At 63.1% G+C, this 19,511-nt stretch carries 17 protein-coding genes; 14 read left to right on the top strand and 3 right to left on the bottom strand.

The features are described 5' to 3' along the window. The first annotated feature begins 21 nt into the window (after positions 1–21). The 6 genes from AC1DYQ_RS03080 to AC1DYQ_RS03055 all read left to right on the top strand — a co-directional run bounded on the left by AC1DYQ_RS03080 (position 22) and on the right by AC1DYQ_RS03055 (position 8,376). Positions 22–1,032: an ABC transporter permease subunit gene (locus AC1DYQ_RS03080; protein WP_477685521.1), complete on the top strand. Its 1,011-nt coding sequence runs from the start codon at positions 22–24 to the stop codon at positions 1,030–1,032. Next, positions 1,029–1,943, top strand: a complete 915-nt coding sequence (locus AC1DYQ_RS03075; RefSeq protein ID WP_477685520.1) for an ABC transporter permease subunit — start codon at positions 1,029–1,031, stop codon at positions 1,941–1,943. The genes AC1DYQ_RS03080 and AC1DYQ_RS03075 overlap by 4 nt, the downstream gene beginning before the upstream one ends. Positions 1,944–2,104: 161 nt before the next feature. Further along, positions 2,105–3,121 (top strand): ABC transporter ATP-binding protein, encoded by a 1,017-nt coding sequence (locus AC1DYQ_RS03070; protein ID WP_477685519.1) that lies wholly within the window; start codon positions 2,105–2,107, stop codon positions 3,119–3,121. After that, positions 3,118–4,128, top strand: coding sequence for a peptide ABC transporter ATP-binding protein (locus AC1DYQ_RS03065; protein WP_477685518.1), 1,011 nt, complete (start codon positions 3,118–3,120; stop codon positions 4,126–4,128). The genes AC1DYQ_RS03070 and AC1DYQ_RS03065 overlap by 4 nt, the downstream gene beginning before the upstream one ends. A gap of 134 nt (positions 4,129–4,262) precedes the next feature. Continuing rightward, complete coding sequence (locus AC1DYQ_RS03060) at positions 4,263–5,912, top strand: ABC transporter substrate-binding protein (protein WP_477685517.1); 1,650 nt, start codon at positions 4,263–4,265, stop codon at positions 5,910–5,912. Positions 5,913–6,150: 238 nt separating this feature from the next. After that, positions 6,151–8,376, top strand: a complete 2,226-nt coding sequence (locus AC1DYQ_RS03055) for a DNA/RNA non-specific endonuclease (protein WP_477685516.1) — start codon at positions 6,151–6,153, stop codon at positions 8,374–8,376. Between the two features lie 32 nt (positions 8,377–8,408). Here the strand turns inward: AC1DYQ_RS03055 and AC1DYQ_RS03050 are convergent, their stop codons facing one another. After that, complete coding sequence (locus tag AC1DYQ_RS03050) at positions 8,409–10,112, bottom strand: thiamine pyrophosphate-binding protein (RefSeq protein ID WP_477685515.1); 1,704 nt, start codon at positions 10,110–10,112, stop codon at positions 8,409–8,411. A gap of 160 nt (positions 10,113–10,272) precedes the next feature. Next, on the bottom strand, positions 10,273–10,581 hold the full coding sequence (locus tag AC1DYQ_RS03045) for a hypothetical protein (protein WP_477685514.1): 309 nt from the start codon (positions 10,579–10,581) through the stop codon (positions 10,273–10,275). A gap of 143 nt (positions 10,582–10,724) precedes the next feature. On the opposite strand from AC1DYQ_RS03045, the gene AC1DYQ_RS03040 reads away from it, so the two are divergent. From AC1DYQ_RS03040 to AC1DYQ_RS03005, 8 genes are all read left to right on the top strand, one after another. Beyond that, positions 10,725–11,375, top strand: a complete 651-nt coding sequence (locus AC1DYQ_RS03040; RefSeq protein WP_477669175.1) for a TetR/AcrR family transcriptional regulator — start codon at positions 10,725–10,727, stop codon at positions 11,373–11,375. A 160-nt stretch (positions 11,376–11,535) separates the two neighbouring features. Beyond that, positions 11,536–12,516 carry a Bug family tripartite tricarboxylate transporter substrate binding protein gene (locus tag AC1DYQ_RS03035; RefSeq protein WP_477685513.1) on the top strand — a complete coding sequence of 327 codons (981 nt, stop codon included), beginning with the start codon at positions 11,536–11,538 and terminating at the stop codon, positions 12,514–12,516. Between the two features lie 93 nt (positions 12,517–12,609). Continuing rightward, complete coding sequence (locus AC1DYQ_RS03030) at positions 12,610–13,773, top strand: Gfo/Idh/MocA family protein (RefSeq protein WP_477685512.1); 1,164 nt, start codon at positions 12,610–12,612, stop codon at positions 13,771–13,773. Between the two features lie 63 nt (positions 13,774–13,836). Beyond that, entirely contained in the window at positions 13,837–15,018 is a 1,182-nt protein-coding gene (locus AC1DYQ_RS03025) for a dihydrodipicolinate synthase family protein (RefSeq protein WP_477685511.1), read from the top strand. Between the two features lie 159 nt (positions 15,019–15,177). Next, positions 15,178–16,143, top strand: a complete 966-nt coding sequence (locus tag AC1DYQ_RS03020) for a Bug family tripartite tricarboxylate transporter substrate binding protein (protein WP_477685510.1) — start codon at positions 15,178–15,180, stop codon at positions 16,141–16,143. 11 nt (positions 16,144–16,154) lie between these two features. After that, entirely contained in the window at positions 16,155–16,856 is a 702-nt protein-coding gene (locus tag AC1DYQ_RS03015; RefSeq protein WP_477685509.1) for an SDR family NAD(P)-dependent oxidoreductase, read from the top strand. A 4-nt stretch (positions 16,857–16,860) separates the two neighbouring features. Continuing rightward, complete coding sequence (locus tag AC1DYQ_RS03010) at positions 16,861–17,751, top strand: NAD(P)-dependent oxidoreductase (RefSeq protein WP_477685508.1); 891 nt, start codon at positions 16,861–16,863, stop codon at positions 17,749–17,751. A 32-nt stretch (positions 17,752–17,783) separates the two neighbouring features. After that, on the top strand, positions 17,784–18,662 hold the full coding sequence (locus AC1DYQ_RS03005; RefSeq protein ID WP_477685507.1) for a sugar phosphate isomerase/epimerase family protein: 879 nt from the start codon (positions 17,784–17,786) through the stop codon (positions 18,660–18,662). 94 nt (positions 18,663–18,756) lie between these two features. On the opposite strand, the gene AC1DYQ_RS03000 is transcribed toward AC1DYQ_RS03005, so the two are convergent. Further along, entirely contained in the window at positions 18,757–19,458 is a 702-nt protein-coding gene (locus AC1DYQ_RS03000; RefSeq protein ID WP_477685506.1) for an HAD family hydrolase, read from the bottom strand. Between the last annotated feature and the right edge of the window lie 53 nt (positions 19,459–19,511).

Genomic DNA, 19,511 nt, shown 5'->3' with positions numbered 1-19,511 from the left:
CTGCCTTAGCATCCCGCGATAATGTTGCGCTTTATTTTTACCCGATTGAGCCTGATCATTCCCACCTTCCTGGGAATGACGCTGCTGGCCTTCTTCCTGATCCGAATGGTGCCGGGAGACCCGATTGAAACCATGGCGGGCGAACGCGGCATCGATCCGGTGCGCCACGCCCAATTGCTCAAGGAATTCGGCCTGGACAAGCCCGTTATGGTGCAGTACGGCATCTACATCGTCCGCGTGCTCAAGGGCGACCTCGGCAAGTCCCTCATCACACAGGAGCCCGTGCTGCGCGAGTTCCTCACGCTGTTTCCGGCCACCATCGAGCTGGCTGTCTGTGCCATTTTGTTTGCCTTGCTGATCGGTATCCCCGCCGGCATCCTGGCGGCGGTGAAACGAAACTCGATACTCGACCACGGCGTCATGGGGGTGTCCCTCACAGGGTATTCCATGCCGATTTTCTGGTGGGGGCTGCTGCTGATCCTGCTGTTCTCGGTGCAGCTCGGCTGGACACCCGTGTCGGGCCGGCTGTCGGTGCAGTACTTCATTGAGCCCACCACCGGCTTTCTGCTGATCGACTCGCTGCTGTCAGACGACAAGGGCGCGTTCTGGTCGGCCGCTTCCCACCTGATATTGCCCATGATCGTGCTGGGCACCAACCCGCTGGCGGTGATCGCACGCATGACGCGCTCGGCCATGCTGGAGGTGCTGGGCGAAGACTACATCCGCACCGCGCGCGCCAAAGGCCTTTCCAACCTGCGCGTGGTGGCCCTGCATGCACTGCGCAACGCGCTGATCCCGGTGGTCACCGTGATCGGCCTGCAGGTCGGCGTGCTGTTCACGGGCGCCATCCTCACTGAAACCATCTTTTCCTGGCCAGGCGTCGGCAAGTGGTTGATCGAAGCCATCAGCCGCCGCGACTACCCCGTGCTGCAGGGCGGCATTTTGCTGCTGGGCGCCATCGTCATGGCCGTCAACCTGCTGGTGGACATCACCTACGGCATCATTAACCCACGCATCAGGCACCAGCGATGAGCACGGCCACCTTGAAATCCGCCACCCCGAAACCGGGCACGCCCCCGGCGCCACCGCACCCTCTGCGCGAGTTCTGGAACTACTTCAGCGCCAACAACGGCGCCGTGATCGGCCTCGTCATTGTCATTGGCGTGTTGCTGATCGCGCTGTTCGCGCCGCTGCTGGCGCCGCACGCGCCCAATATCACCAACAATGCGGTGTTCCTCAAACCCCCAGCCTGGCAAACCGGCGGGTCATGGACTTACCCCCTGGGCACCGACGCCATCGGCCGGGACATCCTGACCAGGTTGATGTACGGCGCCCGCCTGTCGCTGGTCATCGGCCTGGCCGTGGTGGCACTGTCGGTGGTCGTCGGCACGGTGCTGGGCCTGCTGGCAGGCTTTTTCCGCGGCATCTTCGAGATCGCCGTGATGCGCCTCATGGACATCATCCTGACGCTGCCCAGCCTGCTGCTGGCCATCGTCATCGTAGCCATCCTCGGCCCCGGCCTGATGAACGCCATGCTGGCCGTGGCCATCGTCGTGCTGCCGCACTACGTGCGCATCACGCGCGCCGCCGTGATCGCCGAGACTTCGCGCGACTATGTGACGGCCGCGCGCATGAGCGGCGCCAGCCGCATCCGCCTGATGTTCAGCGAAATCCTGCCCAACTGCACGGCACCGCTGATCGTGCAAGCCTCGCTGGGTGTCTCGACCGCCATTCTCGACGCCGCCGCCCTGGGCTTCCTTGGTCTGGGCGCCCAGCCGCCCTCACCCGAATGGGGCACCATGCTGGCCGATGCCCGCGAATTTGTCTTGCGCGCCTGGTGGGTGGTCACCTTCCCCGGCCTCGCCATTTTGATCACTGTGCTGGCCTTCAATTTGCTCGGCGACGGACTGCGCGACGCGTTCGACCCGAAGTTAAAACGATGACCCCCGTTGCGGACTCACTTCGTGTAGCCGCCTCCCCCCCTTCCAGGGGGCGGCCACTGCGGCCCGGCAAAGCCGGTTCCGCGCGGCCACTGGCCATACCCTTGGACCGCCGCCAAAAGCAGCTTGTTGTCCAAATTTCCTCACTGTGAAAGGACCTAACCATGGCCCTTCTTGAAATCGAAAATCTTTCTGTTGAATTTCCCTCACAAAACGGCGTGATGCACGCCGTTGACGGCATCAGCCTGTCTCTGGAAGAAGGCGAAGTCCTCGGCATCGTGGGCGAGTCCGGCTCCGGCAAAAGCGTCACCATGATGGCCTTGATGGGCCTGGTGGCCTACCCCGGCCGCGTGAAAGCCGACAAACTGCGGTTTGCCGGCCACGACCTACTCAAGCTCTCGCAAGGCGAGCGCAACAAGCTCATCGGCAAAGATGTGGCGATGATCTTCCAGGAGCCCACGACCAGCCTGAACCCCTGCTTCACCGTCGGCTTCCAGATCACCGAAACCCTGCGTCTGCACCTGGGCATGGATAAAAAGGCCGCCACACGCAAGGCCATCGAACTGCTTGAGCAGGTCGGCATCAATTCACCCGAAAGCCGCCTGAAGGCCTATCCGCACCAACTATCGGGCGGCATGAACCAGCGCGTGATGATTGCCATGGCGATTGCCTGCAACCCGCGCCTGCTGATCGCCGACGAACCCACCACGGCGCTCGACGTGACCATCCAGGCGCAAATCCTGGACCTGCTGCGCAGCCTGCAAAAGGAGCGCGGCATGGCCCTGGTGCTGATCACACACAACATGGGCGTGGTGTCCGAAATGGCGCAGCGCATCGCGGTGATGTACGCCGGCCAGATCATGGAAGAGCAAAGCGCACACGCCCTCTTCAACACGCCCCAGCACCCCTACACCGAAGCCCTGCTGTCGGCCCTGCCTGAGCGCAGCGACGGCAGCTCCCGCCTGGCGACCATTCCCGGCATGGTGCCCGGCCTTTACGATCGCCCGGCTGGCTGCCTGTTCGCCCCGCGCTGCGCCTATGCCACCGAACATTCCCGCAACGAGCGTCCACTGCTGCGCGCCTGGAAAGACGGCATGGTGCGCTGCCACTACCCGCTGGGTGATCCCAGCCGCGAGGCCAACATCGAACGCGACACCCCGGTGATGGAGGCCGCGCAATGAGCACCGTCGCCATCACCCCCAATGCTGTGCCGTCAGGCCCTGTCGTCGAAGCCAAAAACCTCAAGCAGGTCTATGAAATCCGCCGCGGTTTCATGCGCAAGTCCGACCATCTGCAGGCCGTCGGCGGCGTTTCCTTCTCGGTCCACGCCGGCAAGACGCTAGCCGTTGTCGGCGAATCGGGCTGCGGCAAATCCACGCTGGCCCGCATGGTCTCGCTGATCGAAACCCCCACCGGCGGCGAATTGCGCATCACCGGCATCGACGCGGTGAACGGTGGACAGGAAGAGCGCCAGGGCCTGCGCAAGGCCGTGCAGCTGGTGTTCCAGAACCCCTACGGCTCACTCAACCCGCGCAAGAAAATCGGCGCCATCCTTGAAGCGCCGCTTGAAATCAACACCACCCTGAACGCTGCGGAGCGCGCCGAAAAGGCACGCGCCATGCTGGCCATGGTGGGCCTGCGCCCAGAGCACTATGACCGCTATCCCCACATGTTTTCAGGCGGCCAGCGCCAGCGCATTGCGATCGCGCGTGCGCTGATGCTCAACCCCACCGTGGTAGTGGCCGACGAGCCCGTTTCGGCGCTGGACGTCTCCATTCAGGCCCAGGTGCTCAACCTGCTGGCCGACCTGCAGCAGTCCATGGGTCTCGCCTATCTGTTCATCTCGCACGACCTGGGTGTGGTGCGCCACATCGCCCACGACGTGTTGGTGATGTACCTGGGCCACGCCGTTGAACAAGGCGAGAAAAATGCCCTGTTTAACCGGCCCCTGCACCCCTACACCCAGGCCCTGCTGGCCTCCACACCCGGCTTGGCCGGCACCGGCGTCAAACAGCGCATCGTCCTCAAGGGCGAGCTGCCCTCGCCGCTGAACCCGCCCACCGGTTGCGTGTTTTCCACCCGCTGCCCCCACGTCACCGACCGTTGCCGCGCCGAAAGGCCGCAGCTGCGTGAAGTTGCAGAGCGGCAGGTTGCGTGCCACTATGCTGAAAACTTTCTCACTGCGTGACCTGAAACCATGCGCTCAAGCACCGGTTTCAGGCCACGTTTTTCAATGACCAGGGCGCACAACGTCACAAATGTTGTGCAATCTGGCCGCAAGCCCCGCTGCAAAAGCAGCATTAACCTCCAAAGGGATCGTCCATGATTCAGACCAAACCAAGTGCAAGCCCCCGCGCAAGCAAGTTGCGCCCGGTCCAGCGCGCATTGCTGTGCGCTGTCGCCCTGCCAGCGCTGCTGGCACTTTCACCCGTCTCCGCGAAGACGCTGGTGTTCTGCTCTGAAGGCAGCCCCGAAAACTTCTACCCCGGTGTCAACACCACGGGTACGTCGTTTGATGCCAACGAACCCGTCTACAACCGCCTCGTCGAATTCGAATACGGCGGCACCAAGGTCGTTCCCGGCCTGGCCGAAAAATGGGACATTTCCGCCGACGGCCTGACCTACACCTTCCACCTGCGCAAGGGCGTGAAATGGCATGCCAGCAACAAGGCCTTCAAGCCAACGCGCGACTTCAACGCCGACGACGTGCTGTTCATGTTCGAACGCCAGTGGAAAGAAGACAACGCCTTCTTCAAGGTCACCAGCCCCAACCACTCCTACTTCAGCGACATGGGCATGCCCAAGCTGCTGAAATCGGTCGAAAAAGTCAACGACCTCACCATCAAGATCACGCTGGACAAGCCTGAAGCGCCTTTCCTCGCCAACCTGGCCATGCCTTACGCTGCCGTGCAGTCCAAGGAATACGCCGACGCCATGCTCAAGGCCGGCACGCCTGAAAAAATCGACCAGGACCCGGTCGGCACCGGCCCCTTCTATCTGGTGCAGTACCAGAAAGACGCGGTCATCCGCTACAAGGCCTTCCCGCAATATTGGGGTGGCAAGGCCAAGATCGACGACCTCGTGTACTCGATCACGCCTGACGCTTCGGTCCGCTGGGCCAAGCTGCAGAAGAACGAATGCCACGTCATGCCCTACCCCAACCCCGCCGACCTGGACGCGATCCGCAAGGACGCGAACGTGACGATCGTCGAGCAGGCTGGCCTGAACGTGGGCTACCTCGCCTACAACACGACCAAGAAGCCGTTTGACGACGTGCGCGTGCGCAAGGCCATCAACATGGCCATCAACAAGAAAGCCATTGTCGACGGTGTGTACCTGAGCACCGGCGTCGCCGCCAAGAACCCGATCCCGCCGACCATGGCCGCGTACAACAACGCCATCAAGGATGACGAATACAACCCCGAAGCTGCCAAGAAATTGCTGGCCCAGGCCGGCTTCCCCAACGGATTCACCACCGACCTATGGGCCATGCCTGTGCAGCGCCCGTACAACCCGAACGCCAAGCGCATTGCCGAGTTGATGCAGGCTGACCTGGTCAAGGTCGGCGTAACCGCCGAGATCAAGAGCTTCGAATGGGGCGAGTATCGCAAGCGCCTGCAGGCTGGCGAACACCAGATGGGCATGCTGGGCTGGACCGGCGACAACGGCGATCCTGACAACTTCATGTACACCCTGCTCGGCTGCGCTTCGGCCCAGTCCGCCAGCGGTTCCAACATCGCCAAGTTCTGCTACCAGCCTTATGAAGACCTGGTCCTGAAAGCCAAGACCGTGACCAATCCTGCGGAGCGCATCAAGCTCTACCAGCAGGCCCAGGTCATCTTCAAGGAACAGGCTCCCTGGTTCACCATCGCCCACGCGGTGCAGCTCAAGCCCATTCGCAAGAGCGTGATCGGCTACAAGAACAGCCCGTTCGGTCGCCACAACTTCTACGCTGTGGACATCAAGGAGTAATCCTTCATGGCTTGAAGCGGCTTTGCCATAAAGCCGCCTCCATTCAAAACCCTCCCTCTTCAAGGAGGGTTTTTTCATTGTGGCGCCTTGTTTTTCGCGAGCCGCTGTACGTCTTTACAGGTCTGCACTAACCCGGCTTGTGAAGTCTCCTCCGACTGGAGGGTGCATTTTTCCGTGGAATGGAGGAATATCCATTTCCCCGAATTCTGCAGGCCGAAGGCCGGCGAAGGAACAAGAAATGGGACTGACACTCGGAGCGGTCAAGACGAGGCAACAGGGCATCCTGACGGATGCGGCCCGGCGTTGGGAAGAGCGCATGAAGCAGCGCGAAACCGGCCTTGAAAAAATCCGGAACCAGGGCCCGGGCGCCGCCGACACACCCAAGCGCCAAGCGGAATGGACAGCCCGCCAATTGACCAGGGCCGCGGGCGGCTTTCCCCTTTTCCCCGAGCGTGTCATTGGCGCGTGGAATCCCGTGGAATACGCACCCAGCGTCCAGGCCTCGGACGCTGCGAAACCCGTGGCCCGCATCGTCCAGCAGCGCAGCGCCGGCCATACGCCCATCGGCGTGGCCACGGGCCTGCTGATCGGGTTCGACCTGCTACTGACGAATCATCACGTGTTTCCTTCGAAGATCGACGTTGACGGCCACGCGGCGAATTTTTTCTACGTGCGCGATGAGTACGGCATCAACAACGGCAAGTACTACGACTTCGATCCAGACCGTTTCTTTGTTACCGACCCGGACCTCGACTTCACCATCGTGGCGGTGCAGCCCCGCAGCCGCGAGAGCGACCAGATTGCCTCATGCGGCTGGACGCGGCTGATCGAGGCAACGGGCAAGGTGTTGACGGGCGCTCCGGTCAATATCATCCAGCACCCCGCCGGCGGGCCGCGGGCCTTCGCCATCAGCGACAACAAGTTGATGGACATCCTGCCCACTGGCTTTCTTCACTATGAGACGGACACGCGGCCGGGCTCCTCCGGCTCCCCGGTCTACAACACCGACTGGGAACTGGTGGCGCTGCACCACTGCGGCGTGCCGGCGATGCGGGACGGCCGGATCCTGGACAAACGGGGCGCCCCCTGGGACCCGGAGTCGCAAAGCGACGACGACATCCAGTGGATCGCCAATGAGGGCGCGCGCGTCAGTTTCATCGTTGAAAGGCTTAAATCCATGTCGATTCCAGAATCCATGCGCATGATCGCCCGGCAATTGCTGGCGACGACGGCAGACCCGCTCACCGGCACAGAGAGCGTGCCGGCCGGCACCGCCTCGTCATCCCTCTTACCTCTCGCCTCACGGGCCGGCGGCGGCAACACCTTCAATTTCTCGGGGCCTGTCACCCTGCACGTCTATGGCGGGCAGGCGCTTCAGCCCGGCGTGCCTGCCGCCGCTGCGCCCGTGTCGGTGCCTGCACCCGCGGCGCCCGCGCAAGTTCGTTTGCCTGATGGTTCCGGTGCGCCTTCGGCGGATGGCCTCTTCACCGCCTTTCAGGAAAAGTCCCTGGTTTTCGACGAGGACTACGCGGGCCGCAAGGGATACAACCCGAAATTCCTCGGCCAGGAGGTTCCAGCCCCTGTGGCCCAGTCGCGATGGGATGGTGCCCTCTATTCGGTTGCCGATTATGAGGAATTCAATGCCGGTGTGGACGACGTGCCCGCAGTGAAGACAAGCCACCTGGCGCCGGCCGATCCCCTACCGCTTGACTACCACCACTTCTCCCTCGTGATGCACAAGCCGACACGCATGTGCCTGTGGACCGCCTCGAACTACGACTACCGCCCCAAATCGCGGACCGACCCGCGCAAGCGGGCGGATTTCGGAGGGGAAAACTGGCGAGAAGACCCGCGGCTGCCGCTGGAATACCAGTTGCTCAACAAGGACGTCTACGGCCCGGCCAAACGGATTGACCGCGGGCACATTGTCCGCCGCGAAGACAACTGCTGGGGCGCCGACGCAGACGAAACCGAATTTGCGAACGCCGACAGCTACCACTGGCCCAACTGCACGCCGCAGCATGAGGCCTTCAACCAGGAGAACCCCAATGACCGCAGCGGCCAGCGCGTCTATGAAGGCGGGGTGGTTGGTATCTGGGGCCAGTTTGAGCGCCTGCTCACCGACCAGGTTCAGGAGTCGGGCGGGCGCGCCGTGCTGTTCGCGGGGCCGGTGCTCACTGAATTCTTCGAGTCCAAAAACTGGGGAACCGGCAAGGTCAAAATCCCCAAAAAATTCTGGAAGGTTGTGGTCGTGCCCGAATCGCAAAAACGCGGCGCGAAGCTGCTGGCCTATGGTTTCGTCTTCAGTCAGGAAAAACCGATCAGGCAGTTCGGCGACACCTATGAGTCGATAGACATGCCGGCCTTCGAACGCAACCAGGCCGCCATCGCGGAGATCGAGGAACTGGCCGGCTTGAAGTTCGACCCCAAAATCGTCGCCGCGGACCAGTACGCAGGCCAGTAGCTATCCGGCAGCGGGCCGCGTTGCTGCAATGATTACGGCGCCTTGGCGAGCGCGTTTTGCGTAATCGTCGACAAGGTGCCGCGTGTGGTGATGACTTCCGGATCCAGCGTGACCTCAATCACCGTGCCCTCCTTGCGAGCCAGCGCCGCAAGCAATTCCGCCTCAAACTCCGCGGTGCACGTGATGCGCACGCCGGCGTAACCGTAGGCACGCGCCAGCGCCGAAAAATCCGGGTTGTTCAGGCTTGAGCCACTTTGATGTGTTGGATACTCCCGCTCCTGGTGCATTCGGATCGTGCCGTACATGCCGTTGTTGAGCAGCACGATGATGCTTTTGGCGCCGTGCTGCACGGCAGTGGCCAGCTCCTGGCCGTTCATCAAAAAGTCGCCGTCACCCGCGATGGTGAAAGCCACCCGTCCGGTCGTGATGGCCGCAGCAATACCGGCCGGCACGCCATAGCCCATCGCGCCCACGGTAGGCGCCAGCTGCGTCTTGTGGCCTTTGACGAGACCGTGATGCTGAAAGAAGCGATGCACCCAGCTGGCAAAGTTGCCGGCGCCGTTGGTCAGCACTGCATCCGCCGGCAGATGCTTTTGCAGCAGGCCGACGATGGCCGGCATGTCGATATCACCCGGCAGGTTGGCGGAAGGTGTCGGCTTCAGGTTTTCCAGGTAGTCCTCGTTCGCGGATAGCGTCCAGGCTTCCCAGGCCACAGACACCGGCGCCGTGAGGACCTCCAGCGATCGCGCAGCCGCGTTCATGGTGGCATTGATGGCCAGATCGGCCTGGTAGACGCGGTTGAGCTCCTCGGCGCTCGAATGGATATGCACCAGCTTTTGCTTGGGCCGGGGCGCCTCCAGCAGCGTGTAGGTACCGGTCGTCATTTCACCCAGGCGCGGCCCGATGGCGATGATGAGGTCGCTGGCCTTCACGCGCGCGGCCAGCTTCGGGTTCAGGCCGATGCCCACGTCGCCCGCATACAGCGGATGGTGGTTGTCAAAGGTGTCCTGAAAGCGAAAGGCATTGCCCACCGGCAGCTTCCAGTTTTCGGCAAAGCGCTGCAACGCCTGCGCCGACTGCGGCGTCCAGCCGCCGCCGCCGGCGATGACGAGCGGGCGCTCGGACTTGAGCAACATCTCGCGCAGCGTACGCAGCGAGCCCGGGTCGCTCCAGGCCTGCACGGCCTCAACACGCGGCAGCGGCTGCGCGGCCGTCATGCGCGTCAGCATGTCTTCAGGCAAGACCAGCACCACGGGGCCAGGCCGGCCGTTCATGGCGGTAGCGAAGGCACGCGCCACATATTCGGGGATGCGGTCGGCCTCATCAATGCGCTCCACCCTCTTGGCAAAGCCCTTGGTGCTGGGCCCAAAGAAACTGGCGTAGTCCACCTCCTGGAAGGCTTCACGGTCGCGGCAGTCGCTGGCCACGTCCCCCACCAGCAGCACCATGGGGGTTGAATCCTGGAAGGCCGTGTGCACGCCGATGGACGCATTGGTGGCGCCCGGCCCGCGCGTGACCATGCACACGCCCGGCCGCCCTGTCAGCTTGCCGTGCGCCTCGGCCATGAAGGCCGCGCCGCCCTCTTGCCGGCAAGTGACGAACTGAATCTTGTCCTGACGCGCATGCAGGCCGTCAAGCACCGCCAGGTAGCTTTCGCCGGGAACGCCAAACGCATGGGTAACGCCCTGGGCCAGAAGGCAATCGACGAGAAGGTGGCCGGCGAGTTGGGAATTCATGAAGCCTATTGTGCCGCTGGAACAGACACTGGCGCAGCGACTGAATATGGGGCTCTTCAATCAAGCAGGGGCCGCGGAACCGGCTTTGCCGGGCCGCAGGCGCCGCCCCCTTGAGGGGGGAACAGGCTACACGCAGTGAGCCTGGACGGGGGTGGAACAATTATTCAGGCGTAGCCGCGTCGCCGTCACCACCGCCGGCGGCGAGGGCTTGCCGCGCCAGCTCTTCGTCACTCAGCGGTGGCGCTCCTTCAAGGGCCCTGAGTTCTTCGAGAAACTCTTCCGTGGGCTCCTCGTGTTCGAGCAGTACCTCTTCGAGCTTCTGCCGGCCGGTCTCCACATGCACCGAGGGAGAATGCAGTTCGGACGGCGGCACCGGGAATTTTTCACCCAGTTCAAATTTGAGCGCCTCGGCCTTCTGGTCTACCCAGTTTGCGAAGTCACCGTCTTTTGGCGTGTCTGAATTGTTCATGACCATCTCCTTTGCATACGGGTGCCGGCGCGGACGGCCGGTACCTGCTTCATTATGGAGGTACCCTTGGCCGCTATGTGTCATCCAACGGCGCTATCGCCGCGGATTCTTGCTTTAATTCACCAAACAGTTAAATTCTCGCCATGCCGACCCCAAAAACAAAGCCCGCCGAACCCCGCTCGCGCGATGCCGACCGCTCCCAGCTGGCCATCCTGCTGGCAGCCCGCGACGAGTTCGCGCAGCACGGCCTGGGCGGCGCCCGGGTAGACCGGATTGCCGAACGCGCCGACGTCAACAAACGCCTGATCTACTACTACTTCAAGAGCAAGGACGAGCTCTTCCTGGCGGTGCTGGAAAACGCCTATGCCGACATCCGCGCCGCGGAAACAGAACTGCATCTGCGCGACATGGATCCGGCACAAGCCATCCGCCGCCTGACGGAATTCACCTGGGAATACTACATTGCCCACCCCGAGTTTTTGACGCTTCTCAACAGTGAAAACCTGCACCAGGGGCGGCATCTGGCCATGTCCAGCCGCGTGCAGGAAATGAACTCACCCCTGGTTCAGACGCTGGCGGAAATCCTCGAACGCGGGCGCGCCGACGGGCTGTTTCGCGGCGGTATCGACCCGGTGCAGCTTTACGTATCCATCGCCGGGATGTCGTACTTCTACCTGTCGAACAACCACACGCTGTCGGCCATTTTCGGGCGTGACCTCATGACGCCCAAAGCCCGCCACGAGCGGCTCTCACACATGTGCGAGGTCATCCTAGGGTATGTCCTTAGAAACTGATCCTGAGCGGTCATTGACGCAGCGACGAGGCCATTTTTACAATTCGTAATTCACTTAATGGTGAATTACGAGTAAACTGCATCCCGGTACCCCAACAACACCGGCGGCATGCACAGGTCTTTCGCAGTCCTTCAATGACCCCTTTCAGGAGACAAAGCACATGAAATTCACACGTCGCGCCTCGCTGGCCTGCCTCACCTGCCTGGCCGCGCTGTCACCCCTGGTGGCAGGCGCCCAGGGCGCTTACCCCAACAAGCCCATCCGTGTCATCGTGCCTTTTGCCGCAGGCAGCACCACCGACATCATTGCCCGCGCCATCACCGACAAGATGAGCCAAAGCATGGGCCAGACACTGGTGATCGACAACCGCGGCGGCGCCAGCGGCACCATCGGCCAGCAGGCCGTGGCCACGGCCGCGCCGGACGGCTATACCGTCATGATCCACTCGTCCTCGCACACGGTCAGCCCCTCGACCTTCGCCAAGCTGCCTTTCGACACCGTAGGCGACTTCACGGGTGTGACGCCGATTTCGAGCACGCCCAATGTGCTGGTGATGTCGCCCTCGAAGAACATCAAGACGCTGCAGGAACTGCTGGCCGCGGCGCGCGCCAAACCCGGCAGCATGAACTTTGCCTCGGCAGGCCAGGGCAGTGCCACCCACCTCAACGCCGAGAAGTTCAAGCTCGCCGCAAAAATCGAAGCCACCAACATCCCCTTCAAGGGATCCGGCGAAGCCGTGACTGAAGTCATGTCCGGCCGCGTCGACTACTACTTCTCGCCGATCGCACCTGTCATCGGCCAGATCAAGAACGGCCAGCTCGTGGCTCTCGCGGTCGGTTCGCCCAAACGCGCCAGCGCCCTGCCCCAGGTTCCCACCACGGCAGAAGCCGGCGTTCCTGGCTCGGAGTTCAACTTCTGGATCGGCATGATGGCCCCTGGCAAAACGCCGCGCGACATCGTCAACCGCCTGCACGACGAAGTGATCAAAGCCCTGAACACGCCCGAAGTCAAGGAACGCTTCGCCGCCCTTGGCGCCGACGCCTGGACACTCTCGCCCGAGCAGTTCGACGCCTATATCAAGGACGAGATCAAGAGCAATGCCGTGCTGGTCAAGGCCGCCGGCCTGCAGCCCATTCAATAACACCCGCCTAGTTTCCCGCAGCGTCCCTCCCTCTCATACCCCTGGCCGGACCAAGGTGAGGCCGCCGCATTTTTCACCTCCTCAAAGGACCTCATGGCTACTCAACGACTAGGACTCATCATGCACGGCGTCACCGGACGCATGGGCATGAACCAGCATCTGATCCGCTCCATCGTCGCGATCCGCAAGCAGGGCGGCGTTACGCTCTCCAACGGTGACAAGGTGATGCCCGACCCGATCCTGATCGGCCGCAACGCCGAAAAGATTGAAGCCCTGGCCAAAGCCCATGGCCTCGCGCGTTGGGGCACCGACCTCGACGAGGCGCTGAAGAACAAGGACGACACCATCTTCTTCGACGCCGGCACCACGCAGATGCGCCCCACCCTGCTGGCCAAGGCCATCCGCTCCGGCAAACATGTCTACTGCGAAAAGCCGATTGCCACCAACCTCAACGAAGCCGTGGAAATTGCGCGCCTGGCTGAAAAGTCCGGGCTCAAACACGGCGCCGTGCAAGACAAGCTTTTCCTGCCCGGCCTGCGCAAGCTCGACATGCTGCGCCGCGCAGGCTTCTTCGGCAAGATGCTCTCGGTGCGGCTTGAGTTCGGTTACTGGGTGTTCGAAGGCGACCTGCAGCCCATCCAGCGCCCGAGCTGGAACTACCGCACCGAAGACGGCGGCGGCATGATCCTGGACATGATGTGCCACTGGCGCTACGTGCTGGACAACCTGTTCGGCGAGGTCAAGTCCATCTCCTGCATAGGCGCCACCCACATTCCCGAGCGCTGGGACGAAGTCGGCAAGCCCTACAAGGCCACCGCCGACGACGCGGCCTACGCCACGGCCGAACTGGTCGGCCACAGCGGCGAGCCGGTGATCGCGCAGATGAACATGTCCTGGGCGACCCGCGTGAACCGCGAAGACCTGGTCACCTTCCACGTCGACGGCACGCACGGCTCAGCCGTTGCCGGCCTCTCCTCCTGCAAGGCCCAGTCGCGCGTCAACACGCCACGCCCGGTCTGGAACCCGGACGAGAAGCAGACGATGAATTTCTCTGACCAGTGGCAGGAAGTGCCGGACACCCAGACCTACGACAACGGTTTCAAGATCCAGTGGGAACACTTCATCCGCCACGTGGTGGAAAACGAGCCCTACAAATGGACACTGCCCGAAGGCGCCAAAGGCGTGCAGCTGGTCGAAGCCGCACTCGAAAGCTGGAAAGAGCGCCGCTGGGTGGACGTGCCGGCGCTACAAATTTAATAGCTGCTCGCGCCCGTCAGATAAGGGCTAGAGGCAAATTTTTCATACAAAAAAGGTAGATTCATGGCTTTAACCCTTTCGCTGCCTGTCGCCGTGGGCGGCCTGCGGCCTTACACGTTGCAAGGCAGCACACCGGTGAAGCCGGCACCGGGTATCAAATTCAACCGCATCGCCTATTCGGCAGCTCACGTGGTGGCCGACCCGTTGGCCGCAGTGGATCCCTGGGTCAACTGCGCGATCGACTGGGACACGACCATCGCCTACCGCCGCCACCTGTGGTCGCTGGGCCTGGGTGTGGCCGAAGCCATGGACACGGCGCAGCGCGGCATGGGTCTGGACTGGCCGACTTCTCTGGAGCTGATCCGCCGCTCACTCGACGCCGCCAAGGACGTGCCGGGCGCGCTGGTCGCTTCCGGTTGCGGCACCGACCACCTGGTGCTGGAGAACGTCAAAACCATCGATGAAGTCATCGCCGGTTACGAAGAGCAGATGGCTGCGATTGAAAAACTCGGCGGCAAACTCATCGTGATGGCCAGCCGCGCGCTGGCCCGCGTCGCCAAAAGCCCCGCAGACTATGAACGCGTCTACGACCGTATCCTGAGCCAGGCCAGGCAACCCGTGGTGCTGCACTGGCTGGGCGACATGTTCGACCCGGCGCTGGCGGGCTACTGGGGCAGCAGCGATGTTGAGAAAGCCATGAACACGGCGCTCGGCATCATCAACGCCCATCCCGACAAGGTTGACGGCATCAAGATTTCGCTGCTCGACAAGGACAAGGAAATCGCCATGCGCCGGCGCCTGCCAGCGGGCGTTCGCATGTACACCGGCGACGACTTCAACTACGCCGAGCTGATTGCCGGCGACGGTTTCGGCAAGGAAGCCATACACGGACAAAGCGATGCCCTGCTGGGCATCTTCGACGCCATCGCACCGGCCGCGAGCGCCGCGCTAGGCGAACTCGCGCAAGGCAATGTCGAAAAATTCCATGCCATCCTCGGCCCCACCGTGCCGCTGTCGCGCCACATTTTTGCCGCGCCCACGCGTTTTTACAAAACCGGCGTGGTCTTCATGGCCTGGCTCAACGGCCACCAGAAGCACTTCACCATGGTCGGCGGGCAGCAGAGCACACGTTCGCTGCAGCATTTTGCCGAGCTGTTTCGCCTGGCCGATGCGGCCAACCTGCTCGAGCACCCCGATCTCGCGACACAGCGCATGAAGACACTGCTGGCGCTACACGGCATGTAATGGTTCCCCCCCGTTGCCGACTCACTGCGTGTAGCGGCCTCCCCCCTCAAGGGGGCGGCGCTGGCGGCCCGGCAAAGCCGGTTCCGCGGCGCCTGCTTGAAAAAACCGTCGCGATATTCCTGTCAGATCGTTCATAAATAAATTCACCTGGAGACAACCATGAAGACACGCACTTTCCTCAAGGCCACCCTGGCCACAGCCCTCGCAGCCGCCGCCTTCGGCGCCGCGGCGCAGGCTTATCCCAGCCGCCCGGTCAAGGTCATCATCCCCTTTCCGCCCGGCGGCACGCTGGACGCGGTGGGCCGGCAGCTGGCGCAGAAGCTCGGCGAGCAGATGGGCCAGCCCTTCGTGGTGGAAAACCGTGCGGGCGGCAACGGCACCATCGGCGCGCATGTGGTCGCGCAGGCGGCTGCGGACGGCTATACCCTGCTCTTCAATGCCTCCACTTTCACCACCGCACCCATGACCATGAAGTCCGTGCCCTACGGTGTGGTGAAAGACTTCACGCCCGTCTCGCTCGTTGCCAAGGCGCCCTTGTCGATTGCCATCAACAAGAACCTGCCGATCACTGACGTGAAGTCGCTGATTGCCCACGCCAAGGCCAATCCCGGCAAGATGACGTTTGCGGTCGGCTCCATTGGTTCGGCCGGCCACCTGTCAACCGAATTGCTCAAGCGCGCCGGCGGCATCGAATACACCGTGGTGCCCTACAAGGGCACGGCGCCGGCGTTCCAGGATTTGATCGGCGGCCAGATCGACGGCTTTATCGACCCCATCCTCGGCTCGTTGCAGTACCACAAGAGCGGCCTGTTGCGCGTCGTTGCCATCACCGGCGACAAGCGTGTGCCCAACCTGCCTGATGTGCCGACCGTGGCAGAGACGATTCCCGGCTACGAGTTTTACAGCTGGTACGGCCTCTGGGGCCCGGCAAAATTGCCGGCAGACATCACGCACAAACTCAACGCCGAAACCAACAAGGCGCTGGCCAGCGACATGCGCGAGAAACTCCTCCAGCAAGGCCTGGTGCTGACACCCGGCACGCCCGAGGACTTCGCCAAATTCCAGAGCAGCGACATGGCGCGCTCGCAGAAGATCATCACTGACGGGAATATCCGTGTTGAGTAACATGCACAACCATGGCCACTGAAGATGTGAAACGCGCACTTGTCACCGGCAGCAGTTCGGGCATCGGCCTGGCCATTGCACAAGCGCTGCTTGACCAGGGGTGGGACGTCGTCGGCCTGGACCTGGCGCCTGCACGCATCGTGCACCCGGCGTTCTCATCAACCGAAGTCAACCTGTGCAACGCCGAAGCCACAGAGCGTGCCGTGCGTTCAGCGGGCGGGGTACAAGCGCTCATCCACGCCGCCGGCGTGCTGCGCGTGGGCCCGCTTGGTGCGCTTTCCGGTGAAGACTCGGCGCTGATGTGGCAGCTCCACGTGGATGCTGTCACGCGCATCGCCAACCTCGTGGTGCCCGCCATGGCGCAGGCGGGCGCAGGCCGCGTGGTGTTGGTCGGAAGCCGCGTGGCACGCGGCATGGCAGGCCGCAGCCAGTACGCGGCCACCAAAGCCGCGCTGGTGGCGCTGGCGCGCAGCTGGGCTGCTGAAACCGTGGCTTCGGGTGTCACCGTCAATGTGGTGTCCCCGGCCGCCACCGAAACAGCCATGCTTGCCGACCCGGCGCGAACGACGGTCCCGCCGAAGCTGCCGCCGCTAGGCCGGTTGATTCAACCGCGAGAGATTGCCGCGCTGGTCACCTTCCTGCTGTCGCCCGACGCCGCGGCCATCACCGGCCAGGAGATCCAGATCTGCGGAGGCGCGTCGCTTGCGGCGTGAAGGCATGGCCGCAAACGCTGTCGGCATTGTCGGCCTGGGCCTGGTCGGTACCGCGCTGGCGCAGCGCCTGACGGCCGCCGGCTTCCAGGTCACCGGGTTCGACCTGCGCGAAGAAGCCCGCGCGGCCCTCACCGCCCAAGGCGGCCGCGCTGCCGGCTCCCTGGCCGAAGTTGCCAATGCGGCTTCCTGCATGGTGCTGGCGGTCTTCAATACCGATGATGTGCTCAAGGTGGTCGAAGGACCGGGCGGCCTGCTGTCCGTCTTCGGCGTTCGCAGCATCATCGACTGCTCCACCGGCACACCTCACGAACTCGCGGCCCTGGCCGCGCGGCTCGCAGCACGCGGCATCAACTTCATCGAAGCGCCGCTCTCGGGCTCCAGCCAGCAGATAGCCGCCGGTGAAGCCACTCTGCTGCTGGGTGGCGAGGCCGGGGCATTGCAGGCATGCGAATCCGTTCTGGCCACCATTTCAGACAAACGCATCCACGTCGGCGGCGCCGGCATGGGTGCCAAGGCCAAGCTGGCCACCAACCTGGTGCTGGGCCTGAACCGGGCGGCGCTGGCTGAAGGCATGGTCTTCGCCGAAAACATGGGCATTCCCCCCGAACAGTTCCTGGCGCTGGTGCTGGCCAGCCCGGCCACGTCAGGCGCGGCGGAGGCCAAGGGCCGGATGATGGTGGACGGGGACTTTACGCCGCAGTCGCGCATTCACCAGCACCTCAAGGACGTCAAGCTGATGATTGACAGTGCCGCGGCCGAAGGCCAGAAACTGCCATTATCCGAAGCCCATGCAGCGCTGATGCGCGCAGCTATCACCGCCGGCGACGGCGAGCTCGACAACGCGGCCATCATCCGCGAACTGCGCCGGCAGAAAACCACGCCACCGTCCAACTGACTTCGCTAAAACTACACCCCTACCTTGACCGCATGCGTAATTTTTCCCAAGACCACCGCTGGCTCTCCATCAACACCGCGACCGTGCGCAAAAGCCGCGGCGTCGAGCAGCCGTTGACCACTATCATCGAAGCCTGCGTGCAGCGCGGCATCAAGGCGATTTCGCCGTGGCGCGACCAGGTCGCGGCCGCCGGCCTGCCCGCTGTTTCGAAACTCGTCAAAACCCACGGGATTGAACTCTCCGGCTACTGCCGCGGCGGCATGTTCCCCGCAGCCGATGCTTCCGGCCTGCAGGCTGCCCACGACGACAACCGCCGCGCCGTCGATGAAGCCTGCGAACTCAAGGCCGCTTGCCTGGTGCTGGTGGTGGGCGGTTTGCCCGGCGCGCTGGCCGGCAAGGCCGCACACAAAGACCTGGCGCTGTCGCGCAGCCAGGTCACCGACGGCATTGCCCAATTGCTCGAGTACGCCAGAAGCTGCAACATGCCACTGGCCATCGAGCCGCTGCACCCCATGTATGCGGCAGACCGCGCCTGCATCAACACCATGGAGCACGCGCTCGACGTCTGCGATGCCCTTGACCCCTCAAAAAGTGGCGCACTCGGTGTGGCAGTAGACGTGTACCACGTGTGGTGGGACCCGAAGCTGCAGCCGCAAATCGAACGGGCAGGCAAGGAACGCCTGCTCGCCTTCCACGCCTGTGACTGGCTGACACCCACGGCCGATTTGCTGAACGACCGCGGCATGATGGGCGACGGTGTGATCGACATCCCGAAAATCCGCGGCTGGATGGAAGCGCAAGGGTTCGCGGGTTACAGCGAGGTGGAGATCTTTTCCGCCAACAACTGGTGGCAGCGCGAAACAGGCGAGGTGCTGGACACCTGCATTGCCCGGCACCGCAGCGCGGTATAGAAACCCCCTCAGCTCTGCCAGCGAATGGGCTACCTGAGAGGAGCCAGGATAAGCCGTTGACAGCCAGGAATTTTCCCTAGGGAGCTCCTGCTCATCACACGGCGGGCACAGAAATTTTTCCCAAAAAGTTGCTGTCAATGAGTTCGTTGTAGTCGCGCACGCTGGCTATCACGTGCGGCCCCGAGAGCTCTTCGGCGCTGTGGCTGGTGCAGATTGCCACGGCCCGCATACCAGCGCGGCGCGCGGCCTCTATGCCAAAGGGCGCATCTTCAAAGACGATGCAGGCGTCTGCGGCCTTCCCCATGCGGCGCGCCGCTTCCAGGAATATGGCGGGTTCGGGTTTGCCGGGCAGGCCTTCGTCGCCGCCCACAACGGCATGAGGCGGAGACGCCATGGCAAGCCCGGCCATGACAAATGCGATGTTGTGCTGGTCACCGGCGGTTCCCACACCCACTTTCAGCCCCTGCGCCTTGGCCAACGCGGCAAACGCCTTGAAGCCCGCAACCTCGGCGAACACCGGCGCGAACATTTCTCGATAAAGACCTTCTTTTTCAGCCACCAGCAGCAGTGCCTCGGAAATTTCAATGTCCCGCTGGAACAATACGTTCATGCACTCCACGCAGGTGCGCCCGGTAGTACGCCTGAGGATGTCGTCGAGCGCCATCTCAATGCCGTGCCGCCTGGCGAACTCACCCCACGACCTGGCATGCCACGGCATGGAGTCGACCATGGTGCCGTCCATGTCAAAAATGAGTGCGTCGGTCCTCGGGCCGCTGAGCTGGGCTTGCCGGGTCATCAAACGCCCCGCCTCAGAGACGCCTTGAGAAATGGGTCGATGGCATCACCATA

This window comes from Polaromonas sp. P1_F4 (genome assembly GCF_056405675.1).
This window is presented reverse-complemented; position numbering and strand designations above follow the sequence as displayed.